This window comes from Isoptericola sp. NPDC057653, from assembly GCF_042799955.1.
Taxonomy (GTDB): Bacteria; Actinomycetota; Actinomycetes; order Actinomycetales; family Cellulomonadaceae; genus Isoptericola.
On record NZ_JBHVHP010000002.1, the window covers coordinates 670,047 to 685,368 of the forward strand.

The following is a 15,322-nucleotide window of genomic DNA, read 5'->3' on the forward strand; positions in this document are numbered from 1 at the left end:
CCCTTCGGCCGCCTGTTTCTTTTTTTAATAAGCGCCGGGCCCCGCCCCGCGCGCCCCCCCCCCCCCCGGGGGGGGGCCCCCCCCGACTCGCGTGCGGGGGTCAGTTCCCGATGCTGGAACGCTTCGCCGCCTGCACGAGCGCCTTGAGGTCGGCGCTCGTGATGATGCCCTTCGCCGCGATGCCCCCCGCGACGTCCGTGACGTGCGAGACGAACGCCTTGTGGCTCACCCACGGCCCGTCCGCGTCGAGCAGGTCGGCGACGGTGCAGCCGTCACCGGTGTCGACGTTGGCGACCCTGCTGTCGAGGTTTCCGAAGAACACGGTGGCCCGCTCGTCCGACGCGGGGCACGCGTCGATGCCCTGCCGCAGGAGCGTGAACCGCAGCGTCCCCGTCCGGGTGACGTTGCCGACGTTGTCGGTGGCGCGGTACCGCAGGGCGTGCGCCCCCGGCTCCTCGATCACCATCGGGCCGTCGTACTCGCGGAAGGCGCTGTCGTCGAGCGAGTACTCGATGAACGCCACCCCGGAGCCGGAGTCCCGGGCCGTGACCGTCACGGTGGCCTCGTCGACGTACACGCCGTTGGCGTCCTGGACGCCGTCGACCTGGGCCGACGCGATGGGCGGCGTGGTGTCCGGCGGGGGGCCGGCCTCCACGACGACCACGTGCACCATGCCGGCCTCGGACACGTTCCCGGCCTTGTCCGTGGCCCGGTAGTCGAGCATGTGCATGCCGACCTCGTCGAGGACCACGGGCGCGGTGTACTCCTGGTAGTCGCCGCCGTCGAGCGCGTACTCCACGCTCGCCACGCCCGACCCGTCGTCCACCGCGTGCAGCTGCACCGTGGCCGAGCCCTCGTAGGCGCCGTCGGCGTCCTGCTTGCCCGTGACCTCCGCGGTCACCACCGGTGCGGTGGTGTCCTCGGGCGCCTCCACCACGGTGAACGTGGTCGAGCCGGGTTCGGAGACGTTGCCGGCCTTGTCGGTGGCCCGGTAGGTCACCGTGTGCTCGCCCGGCTCTCCCACCGGGACCGGCGACGCGTAGGCGGTGTACTCGCCGCCGTCGAGCGCGTACTCGACGCTCGCGACGCCCGAGCCGACGTCCGTGGCGGTCAGCGCGACCGTCGCGGTACCGACGTAGGCACCGTCGTCGTCGAGCTGGCCGGTGACCTCCGCCGACACGACGGGGGCCGTCGTGTCCTCCCCGGCGGCCACGACGACGACGTGCACGGTGCCGGTCTCCGACACGTTCCCGGCGTTGTCCGTGGCCCGGTAGTCGACCATGTGCATGCCCGGCTCGTTCAGGACCAGCGGAGAGGTGTACGGCTGGAGGTCGCCGCCGTCGAGCGCGTACTCGACGCTCGCGACGCCCGAGTCCGCGTCCTCGGCGGCGAGGCTCACGGTGGCGGCGCCGATGTAGGCGCCGTCCGCGTCCTTGTCCCCCGTGACCTGCGGGGTCACCGTGGGGGCGGTGGTGTCCTCCTGGCCGCCCCCCTCGGTCACGACGAGCTCGCCGACCATCTGCCCGTGCCCGGGGATCACGCAAAAGTACCGGTACGTGCCGGGCGTCAGGTCGACGTCCACCTCCCAGCGTCCGCCGTTCTCGTCCAGCGGGTTGGCCAGGATGTCGAGGGCGACGTCGTGGTTGTACCCCGGCGTGCTGGTGTCGAACGTCAGCGTGTGGCTCATGCTGACGGTGTTGCCGGTGGCGACGCTGTTCTCGAACACGATCGTCGCCGGCCCCGCCTTCGCCGTGGCGGGCGCGGACGCGTACTGGGTGACGCTGTTGCTGCCGGTCCAGGTCAGCACCTGGTCGGCGGCCGTGGTGCCGGCGTCCGCGGCCGGCAGGGCCACGAGGGCCGCCGGGGCGGCCGGCCCGGCCGGCGCCGCTGACGCGGCGCCGGCGAGGCCGAACGACAGGATGCTCAGTGCTACCACTGACGCCCCCACCCACGGGCGGGGCACTCTCCTTCGGGACATCGACGTTCCTCTCGTCGTCGCGGGGGCGGTCACAGGTCCCGCACCCGGATGTTGCGGAACTCCATGGCGTCGGCGTCGCTGTGGTTCTGCAGGCCGATGTACCCGCTCAGGAACTGGCGCAGGTCGGTCGGCGGGTCACCCGCGCGCGACGACTGCTTCCCGGGCGAGTTGTCGAACTCGTTGATCACGACGCCGTTGCGGATGATCGTGTACTGCTGCCCGACGACGCGGATCTCGTAGGTGTTCCACTCCCCCTTCGGAGTGACCCGGGCGGCCTCCAGGGTGTTGGGGTCGAAGTTGTACACCGACCCCGTCTTCTGGACCTCGCCGGTGGGACCGTCGTAGATCTGGATCTCCTGGCCGCAATAGATCGCGACCCACGCCTCGGCGGACGTGAGCTGCCCGCACTCGGGCCGCTGGTCACGCGGCACCCGCGGGTCCGGGAACCGGGTGAAGACCCCGCTGTTGGCATGGCCCTCCCCGGGTGCGACGTCCTTGAACTCGAGCTTGACCGAGAAGTCGCCGAACTCCTGCTTCGCGTACCAGAGCATGCCCAGGCCGCCGTGCGCCCGGATGGACCCGTCGTCCCTCAGGTCGAAGCCGCCGCTCGGCGCCTGACGCCAGCCCGCGAGCGAGGAGGCGGTGCCGTCGAAGAGCCACCGGTACCCGGTGGTCCCGGGGGCACCGATGCGGGAGGTCTGCGCCGCCTTGATCAGCTTGCTGCGCTCGCCGCCCTTGATCTTCCCGTCGGCGAGGAGCTGGTCGGCGACGGCGGTGACGTGGTTGACGAACCGGCCGTTGGAGTCCCACTGCGCCTCGTCGCGGATGAGGTCGGCGATGGTGCAGCCGCCCAGGTCCGTGTTCTTCACCGTCGAGTCGACCTCGCCGATCACGACGGTGCCGCGGGTGTCCGGGATGGTGCAGGTGGTGGCGGCCGACACGTCGACCGTCTCCTTCTCGCCGTCCGCGTACGTCACCGTGAGCGTCGCGGCGTACTTCCCGACGCGCTTGTAGGTGTGCTGCGGGTTGGCCTCGGTGGACGTGGAGCCGTCACCGAAGTCCCACGCGTACGAGACGCCGCCCGAGCGGCTGCCGACGAACGCGACGGTCAGCGGGTCGCTCTGCACGCTCGCCCCCGACGCGGCCGGGGCCGGCGTCGCCGGGCCGCCCGTGTAGGAGATCCGGACGAGCTTCTGGTTGTTGTGCAGGGTGAAGAAGCCGCCGCCGTAGTCGAGCAGGTACAGAGCACCGTCGGGGCCGAACTTGGCGTCCATCCAGCTCTGCACCTGGGTCGCGCCGTTGCCACCGCGGATGATGCGGCGCAGGTCCTCGGCGTAGAGCGGGGCCCCGGCCTCGTCGACCGTGTCCGGGTCCACCGTGACGGCGATGCGGTTCGCGGCGTTCGACTGGTCGCCGAGGAACCACTTGCCCTCCCAGTAGTCCGGCCACGCGGCACCGCTGTCGGTGTCGACCTCGGACCGGTGGTAGGTCGGGCCGTTCATCACGGCCTGGCCGCCGCCGCGCAGGTACGGCTCGGTGTACGTCGCCTCGTCGTCGACGTAGGACGGGATGCCGTCCTCGCCGATCGGGAAGACGGGGCCACCGCCGCTGGGCGAGTACCAGATCATGTTCTTCTTGACCGGGGGCAGGTCCACCAGGCCGGTGTTGCGCGGCGAGGTGTTCTTCGGGTGGTCGCAGTCGTACCAACCGGTCAGGACGCTCGCGTCCTCGTTGCTCCGGTCACGGTAGGGCTGCTTGTCGCCCATGCAGTAGGGCCAGCCCTGGTTGCCCGCCTCGGTGATGATCGTGGCGGTCTCGTACTTCGCCGGGCCCAGCTCCGGGTCCGGGGTGTACGCGTCCGGGCCCACCCAGGCGGCCGTCAGCCAGTCCTTCTCGGAGTCCCACGCCAGGCGCGAGATGTTGCGCACGCCCATCACGTAGATCTCCGGCCGGGTCTTGTCGCCCGGGTCGTCCTTCTCGGGGAAGAGGTTCCCGTCGGGGACGGTGTACGTCCCGTCCGGCTCCGGGTGGATCCGCAGGATCTTCCCGTTGAGGTTGTTGGTGTTGCCGGCGGTGCGGCGCGCGTCCTGGAAGGACAGCCCGGCGAACTCCTTGGTCCAGTTGTTGCCGGAGTAGCCGTCCGAGCCGCCCGACGAGTTGTTGTCGCCGGACCCGACGAAGAGGTTGCCCTCGTCGTCGAAGTCCATCCCGCCACCCGCGTGGCAGCAGGAGTGGATCTGCGTCTCCCACGACAGGAGGTCCTTGCGCGTCGACTGGTCGATCGTGTTCGCCTCGGCGTCGTAGGTGAACCGCGAGATGGTGCGGTCGCCGACCTGACGCTCCCGGTCGACCGACTCGTGCGGCATCCAGAAGACGTAGAACCAGCCGTTCTCCTCGAACTTCGGGTCGAGGGTGATGCCCAGCAGGCCCTCCTCGTTCTTGACGAGCTCGTCGCCAGAGCCACGGTTGCCCATCACGGGCAGCGTGGTCAGGAGCTTGGTCGTCTTGGTCTCCGGGTCCCAGCGGTGGATCGTGCCGCACCCGAGGCCGACGTCCGGGTCGTCCCACGAGACGATCGGGCCGCTGGGGCACGCCGCCTTGCCGACGTAGAAGATCCCGCCGTCGGGCGCGGCCGTCAGGCCGTGGGGCTCACCGATCTGGTCGAGGGTGCCCGCCGCGTTCTGCTGCGTCAGCCGCTCGGCCTTGTAGTTCGCCGCGATGGTCGCCTGGCAGTCGCCGCGCACCATGCCCGCGGACCAGAGCAGGCCGCCGAGCAGGTGGTCGCGGAAGCCCTCCTCCTGGTAGCTGTCGGCGGTGCCGCCCATGCCGGTGTAGAAGGAGCGTCCGCCGTCGTAGTCACGGCACCAGGACACAGGGTGGAACGGGCCGTTCGCGCCCTCGCCCGGGTCGTAGTCCCATTCCTGCACCTGGGCGACGGTGTGCACGTCGCCCACGGGGTTCGGGGACCAGTTCAGCCACCGGTCGGACCGGGTCCACTTGACCGGCAGCTCCTTGGTCGCGGGGTGCTTCCGGTCGGTGACGTTCACCGTCGCCTCCTGCACCGGGATCTCGGGCTCCGGCTCCTCCGCGGAGGCCGCGTCGAAGAGGTCGAGGTCGGCGAGCTGCGTGAGGCCCTCGCCGGAGTTCGCCGTGATGTCGAGGCGGTAGGACGAGTACGCGTCCGTGTTCGCGACGGCGTAGTCCTTGGTCTGGAACCGCTCGGGGAAGTCCTCGCCGGTCCGCCGGTCGAGGTCCTTCCAGGTAGCGCCACCGTCGTTCGAGCCCTGGAGCGTCCAGTCCTTGGGGTCGCGGCCGTCCGAGTCGTTCGCCGACGTCAGGGCGTACCGGGCCACCGCCACGGGCTCGTTCAGGTCGAAGCGGAGCCACGCGGTGGGCTGGAACGCGAGCCACTTCGTCGACGGGTTGCGGTCGGTGAGCTTCGTCGCGACCTCGTTCGGCGGGTTCTCCGCGCTCGCCGTCACGGTCTTGACCGGCACGGAGTCCGGCAGGTTGCCGGCCGGCCGCGTGCCGATGAGGCCCGTGAACCACTGCGAGCGCGCCTGCGCCCGCGCGGCGTCCCGGATCCCGAGGAACCCGCCGCCCGACTGCACGTACGCCTGCAGCGCGTCCTCCTGGGCGGTGGACATCTCGACGCCCTCCGAGGAGAGGAAGACGACGCCGCGGTACTCCGCGAGGTTCTTCGCCGTGAAGACGGTGGGCTCCGTCGCCGTGTCGACGGCGATGCCGTTCGCCTTGCCGAGCTGCCTGATCGTGGTGGTCGCGACGTTGACGGGGTCGACCTGCTCGGCCGGGTCACCGTGGAACACGAGCACCCGGGGGTTCTCGGCGCTGGTCGGGAGGATCGCGGCCGAGGGCACGACGCTGGCCGTCGGGGCCTTCGCCGCGTCGGCCGAGGGCGCCTGCGTCGGTTCGTCCTGCGGCGTGCGCTGCGCGGCCGCGGGCGTGGCCGCCAGCCCGAAGGCGAGGGTGGCACCGGTGAGCGCGGCGAGAATGCCGCGAGCAGCCCGTGGTGTGATCCGGGCGCTGCCTCTTGCTGTCCGTTCCATCACTGCTCCTTTGCGTGGGACCGAAGTGCGTCGGGCGGGGGCGTCCCCGCACCCGGGATCACATCGAGTGGCCGCCGTGCTGCTGGAAGCGGTCGATCGCTGCCTGGGCGCCGTCGGGCATGGAGCCGTCGGCGTTCCGGACGAGGAAGACGCCGGCCATGCCGCCGTCGGAGTGGAACTGGACGTGGCAGTGGTACATCCACGCCCCGGCCCCGACCGCCTCGCCCGCCACCACCTGGAACCCGAAGGACGTCCCGGGGTTGAGGTCGCGCGTGTCGATGACCCGGCTGGGGTCGTCCGGGCCGGCGAGGTACCCGGTCCGGTTGTCCGCCCAGCGGTGCGCGTGCAGGTGGAACGTGTGCAGCTGGTCGCCGTGCCCGATCGCGATCCACTCGACGGTCTCGCCGAGGTTCGCCTCGAACATCGGGGTGTGCGGGGCCATCTGGTTGTTCACCGTCATGTCGTTGAACACGACCGTGTACTGGCGGTCGGGCACGCGGTCGCCCCGGCGTCGGACGACCAGGGCGCCGTAGAGCCCGGCGCGCAGCCCGGCCGTGCCGTGCTCGCCGCCGAGCGCGTGGTCGTGGTAGTGCCAGTAGCCCGCCGATCCGCTCACCCACCGGCCGTCGTCGGCCTGGTGCGTGGTGTGCGAGCGCCAGACGTAGGTGCGGGTCTCGCCGGGCTCGTTGAACGAGTCGTTGAACGGGCTGCCGTCGGAGTCGGTCTCGTAGTCGACGCCGTGCGGGTGGATCGAGAGCCGCTTGTCGGTGGTGTTCACCAGCTCGATCTGGAGGGTGTCGCCCTCCCACATCTCGAGCAGCGGGCCGGGGATCGTGGCCTCCCCCGGCGCGAGGCCGTACCCGATCTGCCCGTTGCCGAGCGACTCCGCGAACACCGTGATGTTCCGGGTGGTGGCGCGGGGTGCCGCTGTCGGCGTCGTGGTCGGGGTGGGGGTCGGGATCGGCTTCGGGGCGGCCGAGGCGGCGCCGACGCCGACGCCGAGGGCGCCGGTCGTGGCCGGCACCACGAGACCGGCGAGGGTGCCGGTCAGCATCGACCGACGCGAGACCCGGTCCTTCCGTGGTCCCGCCGTGGTGCCGCTGTACTCCGTGCTGTTCTCAGGCATGAGACTCCGTTCGACGTCGCCGGGGGCCGGTCAGCTCGTCCGGCGGACAGAAGTGCGGGAGGCGACGGGTCTCGTGCGCGCGAGACCGTCCGCGGCGACGCCGCGGACGACACGTGCTGGTGGTGCGAAGGCAGACCTCATCGTCGTTCCCTCCAGGACACAGCTCGCGTACCTCCCCGAGGGATCAGTCTGACGACGACTCGAAGGGGTGCGCACGCACATCACAGGTGCGGTGCCGACCTTAGGGAGCCTTCTGTCGACTGTCAATCAGAAGTTGTCAGACGGGAGCACAGCAATTGGTCAGGACCCATCAGATTTGGCCGAAACATGGAGCCCCGGGCACGCCTGACGAGGCTTCGCGCCAGCCCGCCGGGCACATCGCCGACGGCCACCGGCGTCGGCCGCGGGTGTTGTCAAGACCTGGGGCCAGGCCTACAGTCGATTTCACCCGACTTTTGACGATGAGGTGGAAAAGTTGACAGGTCACGCTCAGAAGTACTCCCGTCGCATCTTCCTGCAGGGCGCCGGCGCCGCCGCGGCGGCCGGGCTCGGCGCCATCGCGCTGCCGGGCACCGCCTCGGCCGCGACCGACGGCGGGGGCCGCGCGGTCCCGCCCGGCAAGATCGGCTTCCAGCTCTACTCGGTGCGGGACATGCTCCGCGCCGACCCCGAGGGCACGCTCGCGATGGTCGCGGCGGCCGGGTACGCGTCGGTCGAGCCGGCATACGACTACGGCAACCGCACCCCGGAGCAGTTCCGCGCCATCGTCGACGCCAACGGCCTGCGGGTCGTCGGCAGCCACCACAACCCGTACGACTTCCGGGGCGACCTCGCCGAGGTGACCCTCGAGCGCGCGGTGACCCTCGGTCAGAGGTACGTCGGCGTCTCCTACATGGACGGCGCCCAGACCGCGGACGGCTACCGCCGGATGGCCGAGGAGATGAACCGCTGGGGCGAGGTGGCGCGCACCTACGGGCTGCGGTGGTACGCCCACCTGCACGACAACGAGTTCCACAGGGACCCCACGACCGGCGAGGTCCTGTTCGACGTCTGGCTGCGGGAGACCGACCCCGACCTGGTGGCGTTCGAGCTCGACCTGTACTGGATCCTGCGGGCGGGCGCCGACCCGGTGGCCTATCTCGACGCGCACCAGGACCGGTTCCCTCTGTTCCACCTCAAGGACGGCATCCCGACGCAGGGCATAGAGAACGACCTCGGCGAGGGCAGCGTGGACTTCCGGGGGATCCTCTCCCACGTCCACGCGCTGGGGCGGCACGAGTTCGTCGTCGAGCGCGACCAGCAGCCCGACCCCGTCCGCACCGCCCAGGTCTCGTACGCGAACCTGCGGAAGCTGAGGGTCCCGCGGGCCTGACCCGACCCGCCGCGTCCGGGACGACCGTCAGACCCCGGACGCGGCACCGTCCGCATGCCGCCCCCGTCGGCCGACCGCGTGACTCCGCTCGCGCGACCGGGGACGATACGTCCATGAGCCCCCACCCCGGACACGACGTCACCACGCCCGCCCAGGGCGCCCGCCCCGCGCTCACCGTGGACCGCTACGACCTCTCCGACCGCGACGCCCTCTACGACGTCTGCCTGCGCACCGGCGACTCGGGCGACGACGCCACGGGCCAGTACGAGGACGGCGCGCTGCTCGGCCACGTCTACCTCGGCGCCTACCTCGCCCTGGAGCCCGACCTGGCCCGCGTGCTGCGGCGCGCGGACGGCACGGCGGTCGGGTACTGCGTCGCGACGGCGAGCACCACGGACTTCGAGCGCCGCTGCGAGGAGTCCTGGTGGCCGCCGTTGCGGGCGAGGCTCGCCGCTCCGGCTGCCGACGACGAGTCGGCGGACGCGCGCCTGCTCCGCATGATCCACGCGCCGTCGCGGTCGGGTGCGCCGTGGCTGGAGCAGTACCCGGCGCACCTGCACATCGACCTGCTGCCCGGGGCGCAGGGCGGCGGCGCGGGGCGACGCGTGCTGGAGGCCGTGCTCGACGCCGTCGCCGCCGCGGGCGCCCCGGGGATCCACCTGGGCGTCGGCGGACGCAACCTCCGCGCCATCGGCTTCTACGAGCACCTCGGCTTCCGCACGCTCGAGGAGCAGCCCTGGGGCCGGACGATGGGGATGCCCCTGTCCGGCCGCTGACCTGCGGGCCCGAGGCCGTCGACGCCGTGCCGCCGTCCGGCGCCGACCGCTCGCCCGCCCCCTGAACGCCCGGGCCGGGCCGGCCCTCCGAGCACGCTGAGACATCCCTTGCCGCATCCTGTGGGTCGTCCTAGGATCCTGAAAGCGCTTGCCTGGCAAGCGCTTTCAGGACCATGAAGCACTGATCGACAACGACGTTGAGAGGTCACAGATGCGCGAGCTCATGCCCCGGCGGTCGGCCGAACCGGCCCGACCGCCCACACCCACCACCCCACGGTCGGGGCCCGTGCGCCTCGCGGCCGCGATCACCGCCGCGGCCGTCGCCGGCACGACCCTCCTCGTCGGCGCGCCCGCCCTCGCCGCCGAGCGCACCGCGGCGGGCTCGCCGTCCAGGACCGCCGCCGACCAGGAGTTCACCGAGCTCCTCGGCTTCGAGCAGTACGAGCGCACGGCGCTGAACGGCCAGGACGGCTGGTCGGCGTCCGGGGCCGCGAAGGTGATCGCGGACCCGCTCAACGGCAACAACCAGGTGCTCGAGATGACCGGCGGCAACCAGAAGGCCTACCGCGCCGTCCCGGAGATCGCCGACGGCACCACCGGCACCCTGTTCTTCCGGTTCCTGCGCACGGGGAGCGTCGACACGTCCTTCGGGCTCACGGACGTCGACCAGCCGTCCGGGACCGGGGACAGCCGCGCCTACGTCAACAACCAGAACAGCGACGTCCTCCTCGTCCGGGACGGCGGCGCGTTCAAGCCCGCCGGCGTCTGGGGCCGCGACGCCTGGCAGTGCGTCTGGGTCGTCGCCGACAACGCCGCCGACAAGGTCTCGGTGTACAGCCAGGGCGGTCCGTACGAGGAGCTCACGCGGCTCCCCGAGGGCACCGAGCAGCAGTTCGGGTTCCGCCAGGGTGTCTCGACGGCGCTCGACCGGTTCTGGTGGATCAACGGCGCGAGCAGCGCCGGCAACCTCATGCTCGACGACGTCGCCGTCGACACCGCGGGCGAGAACCTCTCGATCGCGACCGGCAACCCCGGCGACTGCGCCGCGGGCGGCCAGTCGGAGGCACCGCTGATCAACCCGCTGCCCGACCCCAAGATGTCGACGCTCGGCGTCGAGGTGGAGGAGCTGGCGCAGCTCCCCGAGTCGCACACCACGCCCGCGACCCAGGACCCGCGCCTCGACCGGTACAACCGGATCACGCACCTCGACGAGATCCCGGACGGCTCCGGGCGGCTCATGGTGCCGGACAACAACGGCACCCTCTACACGGTCGACAAGAACACCGGCGAGTACACGCCGTACCTCGACGTGCGCCAGGCGTTCATCGACAACTTCCACAACTCCGCCGGCCTGGGCACCGGCCTCGGTGCCGCCGAGTTCCACCCGGACTTCGCCGAGAACGGCCTGTTCTACACGGTGCACACCGAGGCGGGCACGGCCCTCACCGAGGACACCCCCGACTTCCCCGCGTACGGCACCACCGGGTTCCACAGCGTGGTCACCGAGTGGAAGGCCACGGACCCGTCGGCCCCCGTCTTCGAGGGCACCAGCCGGGAGATCATGCGCGTCCCCTTCAACGGCCGCGTGCACACCGTGCAGCAGATCGCCTTCAACCCGACGGTCCGGCCCGGGGACGCCGACTACGGCAACCTCTACGTCCTCGCGGGCGACGGCGGCAACGGGGTCGGGAACGGCAACCCGCAGGACCTCTCCACGCCGCAGGGCACGATCATGCGGATCGACCCGCTGGGGGACGACAGCGCCAACGGCCGGTACGGCATCCCCGACGACAACCCGTTCCTCGGCACCGAGGGCGCGCTGCCCGAGCTCTACGCGGTCGGCATGCGTGACCCGCACCGCATCAGCTGGGACCCCGCCGGCGACCACACCATGTACCTCGGGCACATCGGCGAGTGGCAGGTCGAGTCGATCTACGCCGTCGAGCCCGGCGACAACTTCGGCTGGTCCGAGCGCGAGGGCCCGTTCCGGGCGGACAACCGCCAGATCTACCCGCTGCCGGCCGACGACGCCGGGAACGGCTTCACCTACCCCGTCGCCGCCTACGACCACAACCGCGACCCCGGCCAGACGGGCGACGCCGGCGTCGCCAACAACGGCGGGTTCGTCTACCGCGGCGACATCGCCGCCCTGCAGGGGCGTTACCTGTTCACGGACCTCGTGCACGGCTGGGTGCTCTCGACCGACGCCGACACGATGGTCCGCAACGACGGTGACCTCGAGGACCTGGCGCCGATCGAGCAGCTCCGCGTCTTCGCCGGCGGCAAGGAGACCACGTTCCAGGAGCTGGTCGGCGACACGCGGGTCGACCTGCGCTTCGGCTCCGACGCCGACGGCGAGCTCTACCTGATCTCGAAGGCGAACGGGAAGATCTGGAAGGTCACCGGCGCGCACCGGCTCGCGCCCACCTCCCCGGTCGCGCTCCCCGAGCTCGCGCCGAACCTGGTGGCCCACTACGACTTCGACCACCCCGTCGCGGGCGCCACGACCTTCGAGGCCGACCAGGGATGGTCCGGCACGAAGATCGAGCTCATCAACGGCGGCGTCGAGCAGCGGGTCACCGACCGGGCCTACCCGGGTGCCGGCCGGGCCCTGCAGACCCAGCAGATGAGCCCGACGACCGCGTCGAACGACGACTGGAAGGCGGGCGTCTACGACGCGAAGGGCGTCGGCTCGCTCGACGCGTTCTCGGCCACCGACCAGGCCGCCGTCATGGGCTGGTTCAAGCGGACGGGCGCGAACGTCGCCGGCCTCAACTCGGGCACGGCGAGCCCGGACGACCGGTACAACGCGATCGGCCTCGCCGGCGTGCTGACGGGCGACTCCGACGGCCACGGGGTGCGGGCGCTGCTCGAGGTCATCACCGTGGGCGACGAGCTCAAGCTGGTCGCCCTCGGGCGGCGCGTCGACGGCGCGGGGTCGTGGACCTTCGCCGCCGACATGCCCTGGGACGAGATCCTGGCGCAGGGGCGGTGGGTCCACCTCACCGCGACGTTCGACTTCGCGGCGGGCGAGATGAAGCTGTACCGCAACGGCGAGGAGCTCGCGGGCCGGTACACCTCGTCCAACCCGTGGGGCTCCGGACCGACGTCGGCGACGACGTCGCGCGGCATCAAGATCGGCGGCAGCTTCCCGCAGGACACCAAGGAGGCGAACCCGTTCAACGGCCGGATGGACGACCTGATGTTCCTCGACACCGTCCCGTCGCCCGAGCAGGTCGCCGCCCAGTACGCGCTGTTCGGCGCCACGCCGACCGAGCCCACCGAGCCGCCGTCGTGCACGCCGGCCGGATCCACGGTCACCGACGTCATGGCGGGCGAGAACTGGGCCCCGAGGACGCCCTCGAAGTGGCAGTTCCCCGGGGACCAGATCGTCCAGACCTCGGCGGGGACCGACCCCGCCGACGGTATCCGGCGGCCGTTCGAGTACGCCGTCCTCACCCAGGGGCCGGAGCTCGGGTCGTTCGACCTCGGCGCCCAGGTCCGGATCGACGAGCCCGCCAGCGTCAACAACCGCGACGTCATCGTGGTGTTCGGGTGGCAGTCCGACACGAAGTACTACTACGCCCACCTCTCGAAGGACAACACGATCTACCCCCACAACGGGATCTTCAAGGTCGACGGCAAGGACCGGGAGCGGATCGACGACCAGTGGGACGGCAAGGTCGGGGCTCCCCCGGCGATCACCGACGAGGAGTGGCACGACGTGCGCGTCGTGCGCTGCGCGGACAGCGGCGACATCGCCGTCTACCTCGACGGCCTCGACACCCCGCTGCTGACCGCGGACGACACGACGTTCACGTCCGGCCGGGTCGGGTTCGGCTCGTTCGACAACTACGGGCGGCTGCGCGACCTCACGGTCACGACGTCGCCGGCCGACGTCGACGGGCCGACGGTCACCGTGAAGGAGGGCGACGAGTTCACCACCGGCCGGGACGGCACGTACAGCAAGGTCTCGTTCAGGCTGCACGACGCCGGCAAGGTCGACCGCCTCACCCTCAACGGGGTGGAGAAGGACCTCGTCGACGACGAGTGGTCGGACCTGAACTTCGTGAAGCCGGGCGCGTTCGGCGCGGTCGAGGGCACCAACACCCTCGTCGTCCGCGACGTCGCGGGGAACGCCACCACGGTGACGTTCACCCTCGACGTCACGGGCCCGACCGTCACCGTCAAGGACGGCGCGCAGTTCACGGCCGGCGCCGACGGCACCTACAGCCTGGTCTCGTTCAAGCTCCACGACGCCGGCAAGGTCGACCGCCTCACCCTCAACGGCACGGCGAAGGACCTGACCGACAACACGTGGTCGGACCTGAACTTCGTCAAGCCGCGGGCGTTCGGCGCGGTCGAGGGCACCAACACCCTCGTCGTCCGCGACGTCGCCGGGAACGCCACCACGGTGACGTTCACCCTCGAGACGCCGTAGCCCGAGAGGCACCGGCGCAGCACGACACGGGCCCCCGGTGGGCGGGGGCGGCACCTGCCGCTCCCGCCCACCGGGGGCCCGTCGTACGGTCGGCTACGCGGCCGCGCCGGTGCCGCCGCGCAGGATCGACGACATCTTCTTGCCCTTCGCGACCTCGTCCACCAGCTTGTCCATCCAGCGGATCTGCTGCATCAGCGGGTCGTCGATCTCCTCGACCCGCACGCCGCAGATCACGCCCGTGATGAGCGAGGCGTGCGGGTTCATCGCGGGCGCCCGGGCGAAGAACGTCTCCAGGTCGACCTCGTCCGCGACGGCCAGCTCGAGGCCCGCGTCGTCGTAGCCCGTGAGCCACGAGACGACGCGGTCGACGTCGGCCGCGTCGCGGTCCTTGCGCTCCACCTTCTGCACGTAGAGCGGGTAGATGCTGGCGAACGTCATCCGCCGGATCCGGTCTGCGGGCATGGGTCCTCGCCTCCCTGTCGGTCCGTCGAGGCTATCGCGCCGGCAGCGCGGCGGGGGCTGCCGCCGACGCGCGCTCCAGCCGCACCACCAGGGCCACCAGTCCGGCCGCGAGCGGCACCAGGACCAGGTTGCCGAGCAGCATCGGCCGCAGGAACGGCAGCCCGGCGACGTAGCTGGCCAGCAGCCCGTCGAGGCCCGCGGGGTAGAACGTGCCGCGACCGAGCCACCACACGCCGGCGTTGGTCCACAGGTAGAAGAACAGCGAGCCGCCGACGCCGAGGCCGAGCGCGGCCACCAGGCGGCCGGTCGTGCCGCGGGTGCGGCCCGCCCACCAGGCGCCGACGCCGATGACGGCCCAGGCGCTCCACGTGAACACCAGCACCGACGAGTTGCCGAGCAGGACGTCGCTCAGGGCGACGACCACCAGCGGTGCGAGCATCGCGACGCGGTGGCGCAGCAGGCCCGCCGCCGCGAACGCCGCGGCGGTCGAGATCTCGAGGTTCGGCGGGGCGCCGAGGTCGTTCTTCACCAGCCGCCACACGACGGCGGCCGCGACGAGCAGCACGGCGACGGCGGGCCGCCACCAGCGGTGGGCGAGCTCGCGAGCGGACAGCGGGGCCTCGAGGCGCGACGACGCGGAGACGGTCACTTCTCGATCTCCTCGAGCTTCCAGGTGATGGTCTGCCCGTCCTTCGTCTCGAGCGAGCCGGCGCCGACCTGCGCCATCTCGTCGTCGACGTACAGGCCCCAGAACTCCGTGTCGGGGTCGGCCTCGCGGCCGCGCACGGCCGTGACGAACGCGTTCTCGCCCTTGCCCTGGACCTGGGCCTCCGGGTCGTGCTTCTCCAGCAGCTCGAGCGCCGTCTTGCCGTCCTCGCCGGCGTAGGAGAACTCGCTGAGGTTCTCCGCCACCTGCTCGGTCGCGTCCACGGACGCCGACGCCGAGGAGCTCGTGTCGGCGGAGCCGCCGTCGGCGCAGCCGGCCAGCAGGCCGGCGGCCAGGGCGGTCGCCGGGAGGAGGGCGAGCAGGCGGGAGGTGGTCGAGCGGGGGATCTTCACGGCCGAAGGGTACCCATCACCCGTGGTCACCCGCCGCCCGG

9 protein-coding genes are annotated in these 15,322 nt (G+C 71.6%); 3 read left to right on the forward strand and 6 right to left on the reverse strand.

Translation table 11 applies throughout. The features are described 5' to 3' along the window. Window positions 1-100 precede the first annotated feature (100 nt). From ACFU9A_RS14300 to ACFU9A_RS14310, 3 genes are all read right to left on the reverse strand, one after another. Entirely contained in the window at window positions 101-1,936 is a 1,836-nt protein-coding gene (locus ACFU9A_RS14300) for an OmpL47-type beta-barrel domain-containing protein (RefSeq protein WP_430575946.1), read from the reverse strand. A gap of 71 nt (window positions 1,937-2,007) precedes the next feature. After that, window positions 2,008-6,045, reverse strand: a complete 4,038-nt coding sequence (locus tag ACFU9A_RS14305; protein ID WP_430575947.1) for a ThuA domain-containing protein — start codon at window positions 6,043-6,045, stop codon at window positions 2,008-2,010. A gap of 58 nt (window positions 6,046-6,103) precedes the next feature. Next, the gene (locus ACFU9A_RS14310; RefSeq protein ID WP_430575948.1) at window positions 6,104-7,171 is read right to left on the reverse strand and encodes a multicopper oxidase domain-containing protein; all 1,068 of its coding nucleotides are present in this window, start codon (window positions 7,169-7,171) and stop codon (window positions 6,104-6,106) included. 475 nt (window positions 7,172-7,646) lie between these two features. On the opposite strand from ACFU9A_RS14310, the gene ACFU9A_RS14315 reads away from it, so the two are divergent. The 3 genes from ACFU9A_RS14315 to ACFU9A_RS14325 all read left to right on the forward strand — a co-directional run bounded on the left by ACFU9A_RS14315 (window position 7,647) and on the right by ACFU9A_RS14325 (window position 13,760). Further along, on the forward strand, window positions 7,647-8,543 hold the full coding sequence (locus tag ACFU9A_RS14315; RefSeq protein WP_430575949.1) for a sugar phosphate isomerase/epimerase family protein: 897 nt from the start codon (window positions 7,647-7,649) through the stop codon (window positions 8,541-8,543). 113 nt (window positions 8,544-8,656) lie between these two features. After that, on the forward strand, window positions 8,657-9,319 hold the full coding sequence (locus ACFU9A_RS14320) for a GNAT family N-acetyltransferase (protein WP_430575950.1): 663 nt from the start codon (window positions 8,657-8,659) through the stop codon (window positions 9,317-9,319). Window positions 9,320-9,605: 286 nt separating this feature from the next. Next, window positions 9,606-13,760, forward strand: a complete 4,155-nt coding sequence (locus ACFU9A_RS14325) for a PQQ-dependent sugar dehydrogenase (RefSeq protein WP_430575951.1) — start codon at window positions 9,606-9,608, stop codon at window positions 13,758-13,760. Window positions 13,761-13,853: 93 nt separating this feature from the next. On the opposite strand, the gene ACFU9A_RS14330 is transcribed toward ACFU9A_RS14325, so the two are convergent. From ACFU9A_RS14330 to ACFU9A_RS14340, 3 genes are read right to left on the reverse strand one after another with little or no spacing between them, the layout of a single operon-like run. Further along, entirely contained in the window at window positions 13,854-14,222 is a 369-nt protein-coding gene (locus ACFU9A_RS14330) for a DUF2200 domain-containing protein (RefSeq protein WP_430575952.1), read from the reverse strand. A gap of 31 nt (window positions 14,223-14,253) precedes the next feature. After that, window positions 14,254-14,871 carry a DUF6580 family putative transport protein gene (locus ACFU9A_RS14335; RefSeq protein WP_430575953.1) on the reverse strand — a complete coding sequence of 206 codons (618 nt, stop codon included), beginning with the start codon at window positions 14,869-14,871 and terminating at the stop codon, window positions 14,254-14,256. Then, window positions 14,868-15,281, reverse strand: a complete 414-nt coding sequence (locus tag ACFU9A_RS14340; protein ID WP_430575954.1) for a DUF4430 domain-containing protein — start codon at window positions 15,279-15,281, stop codon at window positions 14,868-14,870. The genes ACFU9A_RS14335 and ACFU9A_RS14340 overlap by 4 nt, the downstream gene beginning before the upstream one ends. Between the last annotated feature and the right edge of the window lie 41 nt (window positions 15,282-15,322).

Bases quoted from the DNA above. Each gene is read 5' to 3' on its own strand.
- ACFU9A_RS14330 (WP_430575952.1), bottom strand. From the start codon at position 14,222: ATGCCCGCAGACCGGATCCGGCGGATGACGTTCGCCAGCATCTACCCG.
- ACFU9A_RS14310 (WP_430575948.1), bottom strand. From the start codon at position 7,171: ATGCCTGAGAACAGCACGGAGTACAGCGGCACCACGGCGGGACCACGG.
- ACFU9A_RS14305 (WP_430575947.1), bottom strand. From the start codon at position 6,045: ATGGAACGGACAGCAAGAGGCAGCGCCCGGATCACACCACGGGCTGCT.
- ACFU9A_RS14320 (WP_430575950.1), top strand. From the start codon at position 8,657: ATGAGCCCCCACCCCGGACACGACGTCACCACGCCCGCCCAGGGCGCC.